Origin of the sequence: Buttiauxella agrestis ATCC 33320, assembly GCF_000735355.1 — a bacterium.
In the GTDB taxonomy this organism is placed as follows: Bacteria; Pseudomonadota; Gammaproteobacteria; order Enterobacterales; family Enterobacteriaceae; genus Buttiauxella; species Buttiauxella agrestis.
On record NZ_JMPI01000030.1, the window covers coordinates 114,513 to 129,229 of the forward strand.

The following is a 14,717-nucleotide window of genomic DNA, read 5'->3' on the forward strand; positions in this document are numbered from 1 at the left end:
CTCTTCAACCCTGAATCCTTTATTTATCGGCTTGTTTACCCCATGTTCCGCGCACGTAATTCACCACGTTATTTCGCTCTTCCTCAGACATAACCTGTTTGTAAGCAGGCATTTTGAAAGAAATATTCCCCTGAGTCTGTGGTGTCTGTGTACCGTCATTAATGACTGAAAGCAGTGACGCCGGGTCTTTCGCCGTAACGATGGAGTTATTCACCAGCGATGGTACGGTAAAATCTTTGCCTTTGCCGTCATCGCCGTGGCAGGTCGAGCAATACATTGAATAAAGCGTTTTACCGTCTTTCGGCGAATAGGTTATTGCCCCGCTTGTAGACACCGCACCCGCATCGGGATGGTTAAAATTGAGCAAATAATATGAAATCGCTTCCAGGTCACCGTCGGTCATATATTGCGTACTCTGCGTCACCACTTCGCTCATCGGCCCGGAGAGCGCGTCATGCTGGCTTTTGCCCGTCCGCAGCAAGCCTTTTAATTCCTCCCGCGACATCGAGATGTTTCTGAGCGACGGGGCATTCCAGCCATCTATCATCGCTCCGCTCAAATAAACATCGCTGGAGGCGTCATAGCCTTTTTCTTGCATCGTGATACCGCGTGGAGTATGGCAGGCGCCACAATGCCCCGGCCCTTCGACTAAATATGCACCCCGGCTCAATAATACATTGTGCTGTTCATCGGGCTTATTGGCGTTATTAACCGATTGAGTGTCATCGACATAAAGCCAATTCCAGATATGCAGCGGCCAGCGAGCGGATAATAGCCACGGGATATCATTATCTTTATTCTTTTGCGCCGACGGCGGAACTTCATTCATAAAGTAATCATACAAATCATGAATATCTTTGTCGGTCATTCTGGCGTAGGAAGGATATGGCATCGCCGGATAGAGCGCGTGCCCGTCTTTCGCAATCCCCTGCCTCACGGCTTTTTCGAAATCTTCATAAGAGTAATTGCCGATCCCGGCGGTTTTATCCGGCGTGATATTGGTGGCGTAAATATCCCCAACCGGCGTTGAAAATTTCTTGCCGCCCGCCATCGGTTGCCCACCTTCGGCGGTATGGCATGCCACGCAATCTGACGCCCGCGCTATGTATTTACCGGGTGAAGAATTACCGGGTGAAGAATCAGCCGCCGCATTTCCGGCAACTATCAAACATCCGATAGCCAATAGAGTTTGTTTCATCTCAAATCACCCCATTGCCTTAAGTTCGTTGACCGCACGCCAGGCCTGGTCAATGGCCGTGTGCGCGTAGGCGTCCCAGTCTGAGTCAGAGTTGGCAATCGCAATTCGCCCAATCGGTTTGCGCGCGTTATCTTTAATGGCGTCCATTTTGTCCATATCATCGAACAACGCGCTGGCGTAATACGCATAGCCATGCGCCCAGCGGTTAACGGTAATCGCCGTGATATCGCGTTGATGGTCAAAGCCGGTATGCCCGAGCATTTCCTGAAGTTGCGAGCGAATCATTTGCTCGTGAGTATCAAACGTCGTGCCCAATAAATACGCTCGCCCCTGGCGGAACTGCTCGCGCGCGCTCAATTTGCTGCCCGGATAGGTCGGGACATAAACCATATGCAGGCACATCGGTTCATCCGGGTTTTGCGGATGCTGATAACTGCCGAGACTGACCGGGTAATCGAGCTTCACGCGGCTGTACGGAGCCGCCGGAGAATAAAATTCGTGAATACCCAGTTGCTTGAATGCCTGCCAGTTTTTGACCACCACATTGGTGTAAACCAGCGGCGCTTTGACATTCAGGCGCAGATCGGCTTTTTGCTCTTCCGGCGTTTCTGGCACCAGATACGGGATCATCATGTTGTAACCGGCCATGATCGCGTTGCGCCCTTTCACGCGGTACGCTTTGCCGTCGTTAACGTAGGTCACAACCACGCCGTCATCGGTGTTTTTAGCATTAATCACAATACTGTTGAGACGGATTCGGGTGGTGTTTTCCGGGTGGTCGAGCTTTTCGTAATTGAGCCGCGAGGTGACAGAATCCTCCATGGTATGTCCGGGTAACGCCTCAGGCACCAGGTGGCGAACAATCAAACGCGCCAGGCCCGCATTGCCATCCGGCAAATGATAAACGTACGGTTCTTCCAGGTCAGCGAGGGCTTCTTCATCCAGCGGCGGCAGCTCCATGGCATCCATCCCTGGCAGCGCGCAGGTTCGGGCGTCAGAACAACTCACGCCCTCTATACCAATGGCGAAAAAGTCGTTGGTGCGCTGCTGGAAATACATCATCGCCATTTTGCTTAACCCCACTTTCTCAGTCAGGAAATCGTGATAGCTGTGGGTGTCCATCCAGGCGGTTTTTTCGTCCTGCGTCATCCCTTTCAGGTAATCAACCGGGTTCACGTACAGGTCCAGAATGGCTTTGCGGTCACTTTCGCTTAACGGGAAATCGTTGATAAACTCAGCCAGCGGGCGGCCATTGAGCCTGTCGGGTGGAATGTCATCGGCCACCGCACGCCCTGGGTCGCCACCCACAATTTTCGTTTCACCGAAGTTCTTTTTATCAAAGAACACGCCACGGCTGAGGTGTAAGTTGGGGTAGAAATTAACATCAAAACTTTGCTTCATGCGCGTAACGCTGACACCGACCGTGGACATCAGCCCGTTGACGACGTCGCTAAAATTTCGTGTCGGCGACTGAAAGGCTTCGCTGCCACCGTAACCGATGATTTTTTTGCCGCCGGAGTTAAACTCATTGCGTTTGGCGTGTCCGCCGAAATCATCGTGGTTGTCGAGAACCAGCACTTTGCTCTCTTTACCCATCACATCGCGCCAGAAGCTGGCGGCGGCTAAACCACTCAGCCCGCCACCGACTATTACCAGATCGTATTCTTCTTTAATGGGAAGATGGTCGGTACTGAATTTTTCATGGTCGCGCCCCACGGCGTGGGCCATTTCAAATGAACCGGGATGATTCCCACGCAGACCTGTTAACTGCGGCGGGTAATAATCATCGTCCATTATTGCGGTGGCTTTTCCGGCGGCTTTAGCAAGATCGAGCGGCGTCATCCCTGCGGCAATGGTAATTGCCACCCCATTGAGAAAATCACGTCTGGTAATCGACATATAAGACCTTATTTATTTTTTGGCTTTAATTCTTCATCGAGCTTTTTGGAGTCGTAATAATCGCCCTGCCAGGTAATTTTCCCGTTATTGACGGTGATGTAACTCACCCCTTCAAATTTAATCGGGTTATTGGTCGCCGGGCTTCCCGCCCATTCGCCGCTATTTTTACCGCTGAATTCCCAGCGAAAGGCGATGGTGTCGTGGTCATAAACCGGTTTACTGGTCATTTTCCAGGTTAAATCTGGCACGGCTTTAATAAAGGCCCCAATCACCTCTTTTTCAGCATTGCTTTTGCCATTCACTGGCGTACCGCTTGCGGCGTCGTAATAAACCACGTCCGGCGCTAAATATTGCGCGGCTTTAGCAGCATCATGCGCATTCCACGCGGACATATAATCTTTAACGACGGTTAACGGAGAAACCTCGGCCAACGCTAAATTTGAGAATAGTACAAAAGATAACGCAGCGGCTTTTATTGCTTTCATTTCATCACCTTATTATTCAGAAACATCGCACATGATGTGTTTTACGCGGGTGTATTCATCCAGCGAGTACGAGGACAAATCCTTGCCGTAGCCGGATTTTTTAAAGCCACCGTGGGGCATTTCAGCGCACAGAGGAATGTGGTTGTTAATCCACACGGTGCCGAAATCCAGGCGGATGCTAAAGCGCTGGGCGCGACCGTGGTTACTGGTCCAGACGCTGGACGCCAGGCCATATTCCACGTCGTTGGCTTTTTCGAGCGCTTCGGCTTCTGAGGAGAATTTTTGCACCGTCATGACCGGGCCAAAAACTTCGTGCTGAATTGCTTCGTCGCGCTGTTCAAGGCCGGAAATAATCGTCGGTTCAAAGTAAAAACCTGGGCCTGCGCCAGGTTTGCCGCCGGTTTCAATTTTGGCATGAGCCGGGAGGCGGCTGATAAACCCTTTCACCTGTTCAAGCTGGCTGCGGCTGTTGAGCGCACCGTATAACGCATTTTTGTCTTCTGGCGTGCCGAAGGTAATTTCGCGGGTTTTGCTCACCAGTTTTTCGACAAACGATGCGTAAATCGACTCTTCAATCAGGATGCGCGTGGCAGAAGTGCAATCTTGCCCGGCGTTGAAGAATCCGGCGGTGGTGATGGTATCGACGGCTTTATTAATGTCGGCGTCGGCAAAGACAATCACCGGCGCTTTGCCGCCCAGTTCGAGATGCGCTTTGGTGAGGTTTGCTGCCGCCGAGGCCGCAACTTGCAGACCCGCGCGGACCGAGCCGGTAATCGACACCAGCGAGGCTTCCGGGCTGGAGACCACCAGCGAGCCGGTTTCCGCTTTACCGAGCACCACATTAAAGGCGCCCTGCGGGAATAGCGGTGCGGCCAGTTCTGCCAGAATCAAGGTGCTGACTGGCGTGGTGTCACTCGGTTTGAGCACCACCGTGTTGCCCGCCGCCAGCGCCGGGGCAATTTTCCATACCGCCATCATAAACGGGTAATTCCACGGCGTGACCTGGCCTACGATTCCAAGTGGTTCGCGGCGAATGGTGGAGGTTAAACCGGCGGCATATTCGTACGACGCTTTACCTTCAAGGCAACGTGCGGCACCCGCAAAGAACCGCAGTCCGTCGCAAGAAGCCGCAATCTCTTCTTTCTCAATGAAGTGGCGCAACTGCCCGGTTTCTTCACTTTGCGCGCTCACCAGTCGGTCAACATTGCGTTCGATTTCATCGGCCAGCTTCAGGAGCGCTAACTGGCGTTGCGCAGGCGTGGAAAGTTTCCAGACCGCAAATGCGCTTTTCGCCGCGCGGTACGCCTGCTCCACTTCTTCTCGCCCTGCACTCGGCGACAGCGCGTAAGTTTCGCCGTTGACCGGACTGACCAGGTCAAAAAGATTATCCTGCGAACCTGCCTGGTATTGCCCATTGATAAAGTGCTTCAGTACTTTCATCGCGCTCTCCGCTCGTTAAAACATAAACTATATTATGTAATATGTTTTGAGAGAGATAAATTCAATAACAATTTACTAACAATTTGATATACATCTCATTCCAAAACGATTTTTTGCGCTGCAATTGCGCAGCTCATCAAAGTGAAGTGCCTGAACACGAATACTTAAGGCTTCCTTCATTAACAAGGGGTTGTATGCTATGTTCAAAGGCTCTATTTAGGGATTATCTCACCAGGGAATATTATGATTACTCATGCGGTGATATTTGCGCCAATCGGTCAGGCCAGCCGTTCCGATCAAATCGTTCAGCGACTTTCCAATGCCATTATTACCGGCCTGCTTGAGGCTAATGAGCAACTTCCTAATGAAGCGGATCTGGCGAAAATGATGGGGGTTTCTCACATCACTATCCGCGAAGCGTTAAATACGCTGCGTGCCAATAATTTAATCCACACGGTGCGTGGGCGTAATGGTGGAAGCTTTGTTTGCGAACAAGCCTGGGAATTAAGTCAAACACTTAATCCTTTTAAATCATTAAGCACCGATTATCTTTCCGATCTCGGTGAAATGCACTGCGCCATTATTAGCCACAGTGCAAGATTAGCCTCGCGAAGAATGACCCAGGCAGATATTACCCGCCTGCGTGATTTTGTTTCGGTTCTCGACTCAGCTCAATCGCCTGAAGCACGCACTCAGGCGGATATGCGCTGTTTGTTAGCGATTGCGGCGTGTTCTCAATCAGCCCGCCTGGCGAACCAGGAATTGATTTTGCAATCAGAATGGTCATCGCTGGTGGCGATTTTGTTCCGTTCAGACAATATCCATCGCGAAATTGTTGAGCTGTATACCACGTTAATTGACACCCTGGCTTCACACCATGAAGCGGAGTCCGTTAACCTTGCCAAAAAGTTAATCGACACGTTTACTTTCTATCTGATAGAAAATAAATTGAAGCACAATATAAATTAATACCCAAGATAATTCGAATTGCATCGCGGCGGCAAGAGAACAAGTCCCGATGAGCTTACATAAGTAAGTGATTCGGGCGCGAGAACGCAGCCAACAAAGAGGCAACTTGAAGTATGAAGGGTATATAACAACAGGCATAAATATGCTAACAACATCACTCCGTACCCTAAGCGAAAAAATAGACAGCATCATCAATTCGATGATTGATTCCACCGGGATGCTGGCGAAAGCTATTCAATCAACACTTGCTGAAATTGAAGGGGTCAATCTTGAACATCTGCTTGAACCTTCCATCAGAAAGACCATTCAGGAACATATAAAAAAGACATTAAACAACAATGTTTATTGTTCGGGCGCGGGGTTTGCCAGCCATATAGAAGCCACGGCAAACAATAAGGAATTCTGGCTACTGGAGTGGTGGTATAAGAAGGCCGACGGCGTAAAGCAGGTGAATCTTGACTTAGACCAGGCTACCCAACAGCGCCTGGATTTCAGAACCTTTGAGTGGTTCAAACAAGCGCCAGCTGTGGGTAACGCATTTATTCATGGTCCCTACGTTGATTATATCTGCAATACTTCGTACACCATTACCTCCGCCGTCCCGGTTTATTTCAACCAGCAATTCTTAGGCGTGGCGGCGATTGATTTATTGGTGAGTCGTGTTGAGGATGAGTTATTACCTTTCGCGACGAATGATAAAGTTTTTCTTACCAATAAAGAGCGCAGAATCGTATTTTCGAGCCATCCAAAATTCCGCGTGGGTGACTTGCTGGATGTCAGCCTGGCGTCTGTGGTTTATGAAAATGATTACTTTAATTTATATCAGGCAAAGTAAAACGGGCGGGTAAACCCCGCCCTTATGTTTATGACTGTTCCGCATTCAGCTTGCGCGCATATTCAATCGCATCGTTTTCTGGTGCATTCGAACGGCCAAACGGTTTAGTGATAAACATGTAAAGCAGACCGGAAATGATCACAATCGCCAGCCCGACTAATACCGTCCAGCGATCCACAAAACTCTCGCCTGCCGCCGGTTGTGCCAGTAACCAAATCCCGCACAAACCATAAGCCAGCGCCAGCACATTGACGATAATTCCCCATGAACCGACCGTCCATTCCCCTGCTGGTTTCCAGCCTTTCAGGCGTTGACGCAATGCCGCCAGCACCACCATCTGGAATGAAATATAGATACCGATGACCGCAAAGGCTGTGATTCGCGCCAGGCTATCCGGCTGGAAGTAAACCCAGACACAAATAATCACCGGCAATAAGCAGCTCACCATCATCGCGTTATCCGGCACGCTGTGTTTGGAAATCTTCGACATCCACTCGCTGCCCGGCAGCATGTTATCGCGGGAGAAAGAGAAGATCAGGCGGCTCAATGCGGCTTGCAAAGAAAGAATACAAGACAGCATGGCGATAACAGCGACAACGATAAATATTGTCGCCCCGGTTTCACCCAGCGCCTGGTTAAGTATGGCCGGGATCGGGTCTGCGATTTTGCCGTTAACAATATCCTGCAAGTCGGGTGAAGAGAGTAAATACCCCATGATTGAGATAACCGCTGAAATAGCCCCAAACACGATACTTAAAATCATCGCCACTGGAATCTTCTTGCCTGGGTTTTTAACTTCTTCCGCCACATTGCCGCAGGCTTCAAAGCCAAAGAACATAAACAAGCCCATTAACGATGCGGACATAAACGCGGTGGTGTAATTGCCGTCTGCGGAGAGCACGCCCATGGAATCAAATACCACGGAGAACGGCTGGGCGCGGTGGAAAATTAACAGGTAAATACCCAGCGCAATCACGCTGACAATTTCGCACCAGAAACCAATTTTAGCGACGCGGGCTAAGTTTTTGGTCCCGGACATATTGACCCCCATCATAATCAACAGCAGGACGACGGAAGTCAGCATCATGTTGCCCGCGCTGGTCGCGTAGTGAAACAATGACGCAACAAAGGTAGCGGTATATTCGGCAATGGAAGTGATGGTCACTACTAATGCCCAGAGATAAATCCACGCGGCAATCCAGGCATATTTTTTACCCCACAATCTTCTCGCCCACGGATATAAACCGCCAGTAATCGGATATTGCGAAGCCACTTCGCCGAAGACTAATGCCACCAGCAATTGACCGCAGGCAACAATTAAAATCCACCAGATTGCCGGTGGCCCTGCCAGCGTCACCGCGAGGGCGAACAGCGAATACACCGCAGTCAGCGGCGAAAGATAAGTGAATCCCAATGCGAAGTTAGACATCAGCCCTATCGAGCGGTTGAATTGCTCGCCTTTAACTGGCTGATGTTGAAGATTTTCTTTGTCTGTCGTCTGTTCCATATCTTTTCTCTTTATGTGGCATAAGGGCAGGCAGTGTGTGTATTTTATAAAACATAATATGTTATATGTATACGTTCAATGTCACATAATTGTTAAAGATTTTGGCGGGATTTTTAACAGGTGGGATTTTGTCGGATGACGCTTCGCTTATCCGACCTACGAAAGGCTATGGCGCGATGAATTGTAGGGTGGATAAGCGAAGCGTCATCCACCATTTTACAAAGTCAGAGTTTTACGCAGACATACTTCATCTCCAGATACTCATCTATGCCAAAACGTGAACCTTCTCGCCCCAGGCCGGACTGTTTAATCCCGCCAAACGGTGCAACTTCATTAGAAATCAGCCCGGTATTGACGCCAACCATGCCATATTCCAGGGCCTCTGGGATGAGCCATTGGCGTTTTGCATCCTGAGTGAAGATATAAGCGGCTAAACCAAATTCGGTGTCGTTGGCGTAATTAACCGCTTCGGCATCGGTTTCAAATTTAAATAGCGGCGCAACTGGCCCGAAGGTTTCTTCTTTCGCAAAGCGCATATTCTGCGTGACATTCGCCACCACCGTCGGCGCGAAAAAGTTTCCGCCTAACGCGTGTTTGTGGCCGCCGGTTAATACTGTTGCACCCTTTTCTACCGCGTCATGAATATGGAGTTCCACCTTCTCAATCGCTTTGGCATTGATTAGCGGCCCTTGAGTGACGCCGTCATCCATGCCGTTGCCGACCTTTAGCGCTTCCACCGCTTTGACCAGTTCCGCGCTGAGTGCCTGATATATCCCGCTTTGCACATAAATTCGGTTCGCACACACGCACGTCTGCCCGCTATTGCGGAATTTCGACGCCATAATGCCTTTCACGGCCAGCTCAATATCGGCGTCATCGAAGACGATAACGGGCGCATTGCCCCCTAACTCCAGCGACAATTTTTTGATGGTCGGCGCGCACTGCGCCATTAACAAACGCCCGGTGTCCGTGGAGCCGGTAAAACTCAGTTTACGAACCGTCGCGTTGCGGCACAGTTCACCGCCAATTTCTTTGGCGTCCCCTGTGATTACCTGCAACAACCCTTGCGGCAAGCCCGCCAGCTCGGCCAGTTTTGCCAGCGCCAGCGCGGTCAGCGGGGTTTGCTCCGCGGGTTTTACGATAATCGCGCAGCCTGCGGCAAGTGCTGGCGCGACTTTGCGGGTGATCATCGCCGCCGGGAAATTCCACGGTGTAATTGCCGCGCAAACGCCGACCGGTTGTTTCGAGACGATAAAACGTTGATCCGCCGCCGTTGGCTGTAACAGAACGCCGTCCACTCTTTTGGCCTCTTCCGCAAACCAGGTAATAAACGAGGCGGCGTAGTTGATTTCACCTCGCGCCTCAGCCAGCGGTTTGCCGCCCTCCAGAGTCATCAGCCGCGCCAGATCTTCGCTGTTTTCCTGAATCAGGTTCACCCAACTGTGGAGAATTTTGGCGCGACTGGCCGCCGTTTGTGTCTTCCACTCTTTTTGCGCAGCTTCAGCAGCCTCAATGGCGCGTTGCGTTTCGACCTGCGCCATTAAAGGCACATCCGCTATTTTTTCCCCGGTGGCAGCATTCACTACCGGCATGGTTTTACCCGACTGCGCATGACTCCATTCCCCTGCAATCAGGCAGGCATCACGCAGCAAATCGTTATTTTTCAAATTGATCATTTTGAGTCTCACATCTGCGTCGCAGTTTTAATGATATCCAGCGCCTGATCGAACTGCGCATCGGGAATCGTCAGCGGGTACAAGAAGCGAATCACGTTGCCATTTTGCCCGCAGGTCAGCAGCAGCAAGCCTTGCTCTAACGCACGTTTTTGCACTTGCTGCGCGACGGCCGCAGACGGTTCTCCGGTTGCCGGGTCGTAAAACTCAGCCGCAACCATCGAACCCAGACCACGGATTTCTACCAGCGCAGGGCATGTGGCGGTGATTTCACGCAGCCGTGAAGTCAGGCGCTCGCCCAGTGTTTGCGCCCGTAAACAGAGTTTTTCGTCCGCAATGACATCCAGCACCGCGTGAGCCGAAGCAACGGCAAGCGGGTTCCCGGCGTAGGTTCCCCCTAGTCCGCCCGGCGCTGGCGCATCCATGATTTCTGCTTTGCCGACCACGCCGGATAACGGCATCCCGCCTGCCAGGCTTTTCGCCATCGTCATCAAATCGGGCTGATGGGAATAGTGGTTCATGGCAAACATTTTGCCGGTACGGGCAAAACCGCTTTGCACTTCGTCGGCAATCATCACGATGCCGTGGGAGTTACAAATCTCGCGAATAGCCGCCACAAATTCAGGCGGAGCTACGTTAAAACCGCCTTCGCCCTGGACCGGCTCGAAGATAATCGCGGCAACTTGCGTCGCTTCAATGTCAGATTTGAACAGGCGATCGATGGCTTTCACCGCATCTTCGGTGGAAATACCACTGAGCTCAGACGGATACGGCGCATGGAATACGGAGCCAGGGAATGGGCCAAAGCCAATTTTATAGGGAGCCACTTTGCCCGTCAGCGCCATCGTCATATAGGTGCGGCCATGGAATCCGCCGCTAAAAGCAATCACGCCTGGGCGACCGGTATGGGCTCGAGCGATTTTCACGGCATTTTCAACGGCTTCAGCGCCGGTGGTGAAAAACGCCGTTTTCTTAGGGCCAACAATCGGGGCCGCTGCGTTAATTTTTTCCGCCAGCGCGACATAACTTTCGTAAGGGACAATCTGATAAGCGGTGTGGGTAAACGCATGAAGCTGCTGTTCGATGGCCTGAACCAGGCGCGGGTGGCGATGGCCAGTATTGAGCACCGCAATGCCCGCAGCAAAATCGATATATTGCTTCCCTTCGACATCGGTAATGGTGCTGTTTTCAGCCGTTTGCGCAAAGAAATTACACATCACGCCCACGCCACGCGGAGTAGCGGACAGGCGACGTTGGTGGAGTTCGTTATTGCTCATTTTTTTATCCCTCACACGAAATTCAGATTTACAGGTTGATTGTCGAATTTCATTTAGACAGTATCTGGTACCTGAATCGAGAGCCAAATCGTTTTATTCATAGGATCCAAATGCGTTCACTTACCGTAGATGTGATCAAGCAGGCATTTCTCCAGACCCCTGCTGAGAAACTGCATAAGAAACTTTATGCCGCGATATGTAATTGTATTCTTGAGGGAAGTTTGCGTCCTGCGGCGCGAATGCCGCCGACCCGCGATTTGGCCAATGAATTATCGCTTTCGCGTAACACCGTGCTACGTGTGTATGAGCAATTACAGGCCGAAGGGTATATTTCAACGCGCACCAGCAGCGGCACGTTTGTCACCGAAAGCGTGCTCGACAACCTGAATACGCAGGCCGCACGCACGGTGCCAGCCACGGTACCAGAAGACCGCGCCAGTCTTTCCCTGCGCTGCCTTGAATTGCTGGAAAACGCCAGCGCCAGCCCGGCGCAATGGGGCGATTTCATTCCCGGCGTGCCGGATGTCGAAAGCTTTCCGCATCGTACGTTTAAGAAAATCTACGACCGTGTCGCCAGACGCCCGAATCCTGAATATCTGACTTACGACGCCGCATCCGGGCTGGAGGAGTTAAAATCTGCGCTCTCGGATTATCTGCGCACCGCGCGCGGCGTAAAATGCACCACCGATCAGATTCTCATTACCGAAGGGATCCACCAGGCACTGGATTTAGTCACCCGCACGCTGTGTGATCCTGGCGACAATGCGTGGATTGAAGAACCCGGCTACTGGGGAATTAAAAATATTCTGCGCATGAATGCGGTGAATATTTCGGCGCTGGATGTCGACGATCAGGGATTAATGCCGCAGGCCAATGCCGATGAAAAGCCAAAATTAATCTTTGTTACGCCATCGCATCAGTATCCGCTGGGTTCTGTGATGAGCCTGCCGCGCCGCCAGTTATTACTTTCGCAGGCAAGGGAATTCCAGAGCTGGATTGTTGAAGATGATTACGACAGTGAATTTCGTTTTTCCGGCCAGCCGATTCCATCGCTTCAGGGGCTTGAAGAAAACAGTCCGGTCATTTACATCGGCACGTTTAGTAAAACGCTCTACCCTGCACTGCGCCTGGGTTATGTGGTATTGCCCAACGTGCTCGCCGCTCCGCTGAAAAAAGTTCACAACGAGTTATATCGCAGCGGTCATCAGGTGATTCAGGCGGCACTTGCGGAGTTTATCCGCGAAGGTTATTACGCCGCGCATATCCGCAAAATGCGCCAGTTATATAGCAAACGACGCAACCAACTGGTCGAGTTAATTAAGCGGCATTTAGGGGAAGAATATCTCGGCTATTACAACAGCAATGCGGGGTTACATTTGATCATTCAGCTTCCCGCCGCAGCAGACGATATCCACATTGCGAAACTCGCGAATGTCGAAGGTATTCTGGTCAGGCCACTATCGCGCTACTATTTTAATGCGCAGAAATCAAAAGGGTTATTAGTTGGATTTGCCAGCGTTCAGGATGACAACATGTTGCCCTCTTTTCTTCGCCTGGTAAAGACTATTAAGTACAAAGCATATTGACGAATGAAAATGAGAGATATTTGAGCGACAACAAAGCTTTAATAGAAAATTATATCAAATATATGTTTCAGGCCCGCAAAATAAATCTTCACGCACATTTTAGAACCGTACCTTTAATGTAATGCGCCACTGGTACCCATGCCTTTTATTGGATCAACAGTCCGATACTGGACTGAATGTCTGATAAAATACCTCAAGCCATTCCCCTTAGACTATAAAACCACTAGATATATCTCAAATTAAATATAAGCTATAGTTATTGACGAGAAGTTCACTGCCGAGACGGCTAACTTAGTGGGGACTCTATGGAAACAATATTCAAAAATTTAATGGATATAGAAACGGAATATACCACTGCAGTAGAAAGGCTTTTTACTGCGATGAAAGATATAGGTGAAAATCACACCTACAAAAAGAATGAAGCTTTTTTTGATTTCAAAAACAACGAACAAAATATATTGCTAATAGAATCAGGTGCCTTTGGCTTTTATCGGCAAAATGATCGCCTGTTAATGCAAGAGAGTTTAGCTCCTGCAATCTTTGGTCTGGTGATGGTTTCATATAATCCCGATGTCATCCTTTTTGCTCATAGCAAGCTAAGTGCCAAAGTTGTTCCCTGGGAATCTGCATTAAGAATTATTGAGCAGGAAGGATTGTGGCATGAAGTTGTGATTGTTCTTGGTAAGATAATTAAAGTTTATGTTGAAAGAGATATGAACCTGATTGGCCGTGATGCCTATCACATTATAAAACATCACTTGAATTTATTGATGTTGTTATCCGTTGAGGAACGTTACTCCACAACGGCTGTGAAATTCATTACTAACCGCAGCATGTTATCCCGTAGTCGGGTAATGGATATTCTAAAGAAACTAAATGATGGTGAGTACATTTCAATTAAGAATGGCATACTAAATAAAATTAACTCCTTGCCAGATAGATTTTAGTATTTCTTATTTTAAAAATAACATCATCTTTTGCATAGCCCTAAACATGCGCATTCATAACATCCCATTTTAGATAGTTAACAATTCGAACACCCCAAAGAGAAATGCAATGGCTTTTATCCTATTGAGCAATGATAGTTTTTTTGAATTCGGTATACGCAGTATTTTTAATTCTGCAATAAGCGACTGTGTAAACCGCAGAACAATAATTATCGTTGACATAAAATATTTACCCAAAATAAACCTGGATATTAATCTTGATCAAGTAAGCACTATTATTTTCATGATGGAAAACATAGAAGACAGGAGGCTTTTTGACAAAAAATTAATAAATTACCTTTCGACAATTTGCACAATCCACTTCATCAGCAGAAATGCAACACCAGGTGTATGTAACGCACTCATCAATATGATTAATAAAGGGGATGTTAAAAATAGATCTCGGATTAACCAACCGATTAAAAGAGCGCTATTAACATCGATGGAAAGTCACGTTTTAAGCTTATTGCTCCAGGGTAATAGCTTGTGTTATATCGCGGAAATGTCGGCATTATCCGTTAAAACCATTAGCGCACATAAACGTTCGATAATGAAAAAAGTAAATGTTAAAAACATCCCCAAACTGGTTGAAAAAATTGTCTTCAAACAAAAGGCGGACAATCTGCTGCTTGAGTTATCACGCGCAAAGTTGGATTTAGTACAGTGCTATGACTTCATGTTGCCAGAGTTAGATTCTGTGTTCAGTTCTACCTTAGGTTCCGAGTATAGAAAGTCCCCTGAACTAACAAAACCGGTTTTACATGATGTTTCTACAGGTATTCCTGCTTATTTAACCACTCTATTGCACTCCAGAAATGTTATGTTATAACATAGTCACACATTCATGATTTTCTCTGGAGTT

The 14,717-nt window shown here is 49.1% G+C and carries 12 protein-coding genes; 5 read left to right on the forward strand and 7 right to left on the reverse strand.

The genetic code is table 11. The annotated features are described in order from the left end of the window. Positions 1 to 19 precede the first annotated feature (19 nt). The 4 genes from GBAG_RS10830 to GBAG_RS10845 are packed head-to-tail and all read right to left on the reverse strand — an operon-like array spanning position 20 to position 5,022. A complete protein-coding gene (locus GBAG_RS10830; RefSeq protein WP_051873698.1) occupies positions 20 to 1,198 on the reverse strand; it encodes a cytochrome c in 1,179 nt (392 codons plus the stop codon). 6 nt (positions 1,199 to 1,204) lie between these two features. Then, on the reverse strand, positions 1,205 to 3,097 hold the full coding sequence (locus tag GBAG_RS10835) for an NAD(P)/FAD-dependent oxidoreductase (protein ID WP_034495854.1): 1,893 nt from the start codon (positions 3,095 to 3,097) through the stop codon (positions 1,205 to 1,207). An 8-nt stretch (positions 3,098 to 3,105) separates the two neighbouring features. Continuing rightward, the gene (locus tag GBAG_RS10840; protein WP_034495856.1) at positions 3,106 to 3,582 is read right to left on the reverse strand and encodes an ester cyclase; all 477 of its coding nucleotides are present in this window, start codon (positions 3,580 to 3,582) and stop codon (positions 3,106 to 3,108) included. 12 nt (positions 3,583 to 3,594) lie between these two features. Continuing rightward, positions 3,595 to 5,022, reverse strand: a complete 1,428-nt coding sequence (locus GBAG_RS10845) for a gamma-aminobutyraldehyde dehydrogenase (protein WP_034495858.1) — start codon at positions 5,020 to 5,022, stop codon at positions 3,595 to 3,597. Positions 5,023 to 5,265: 243 nt separating this feature from the next. Between GBAG_RS10845 and GBAG_RS10850 the strand changes: the two genes are divergently transcribed. After that, positions 5,266 to 5,991: a FadR/GntR family transcriptional regulator gene (locus GBAG_RS10850; RefSeq protein WP_034495859.1), complete on the forward strand. Its 726-nt coding sequence runs from the start codon at positions 5,266 to 5,268 to the stop codon at positions 5,989 to 5,991. Between the two features lie 142 nt (positions 5,992 to 6,133). Next, complete coding sequence (locus GBAG_RS10855) at positions 6,134 to 6,826, forward strand: cache domain-containing protein (RefSeq protein ID WP_034495861.1); 693 nt, start codon at positions 6,134 to 6,136, stop codon at positions 6,824 to 6,826. A gap of 28 nt (positions 6,827 to 6,854) precedes the next feature. Here the strand turns inward: GBAG_RS10855 and GBAG_RS10860 are convergent, their stop codons facing one another. The 3 genes from GBAG_RS10860 to puuE form a co-directional block, all read right to left on the reverse strand. Beyond that, a complete protein-coding gene (locus GBAG_RS10860) occupies positions 6,855 to 8,333 on the reverse strand; it encodes an APC family permease (protein WP_034495862.1) in 1,479 nt (492 codons plus the stop codon). Positions 8,334 to 8,557: 224 nt separating this feature from the next. Beyond that, entirely contained in the window at positions 8,558 to 10,006 is a 1,449-nt protein-coding gene (locus GBAG_RS10865) for an NAD-dependent succinate-semialdehyde dehydrogenase (protein ID WP_034496290.1), read from the reverse strand. 11 nt (positions 10,007 to 10,017) lie between these two features. Next, positions 10,018 to 11,283 (reverse strand): 4-aminobutyrate transaminase, encoded by a 1,266-nt coding sequence (gene puuE / locus GBAG_RS10870; protein WP_034495863.1) that lies wholly within the window; start codon positions 11,281 to 11,283, stop codon positions 10,018 to 10,020. Positions 11,284 to 11,393: 110 nt separating this feature from the next. On the opposite strand from puuE, the gene pdxR reads away from it, so the two are divergent. From pdxR to GBAG_RS10885, 3 genes are all read left to right on the forward strand, one after another. Continuing rightward, positions 11,394 to 12,869, forward strand: a complete 1,476-nt coding sequence (pdxR, locus tag GBAG_RS10875; protein ID WP_034495864.1) for a MocR-like pyridoxine biosynthesis transcription factor PdxR — start codon at positions 11,394 to 11,396, stop codon at positions 12,867 to 12,869. A gap of 305 nt (positions 12,870 to 13,174) precedes the next feature. Next, positions 13,175 to 13,816: a helix-turn-helix domain-containing protein gene (locus tag GBAG_RS10880; RefSeq protein WP_034495865.1), complete on the forward strand. Its 642-nt coding sequence runs from the start codon at positions 13,175 to 13,177 to the stop codon at positions 13,814 to 13,816. Between the two features lie 109 nt (positions 13,817 to 13,925). Then, positions 13,926 to 14,684: a helix-turn-helix domain-containing protein gene (locus GBAG_RS10885; RefSeq protein ID WP_034495867.1), complete on the forward strand. Its 759-nt coding sequence runs from the start codon at positions 13,926 to 13,928 to the stop codon at positions 14,682 to 14,684. The last annotated feature ends 33 nt before the right edge of the window (positions 14,685 to 14,717 follow it).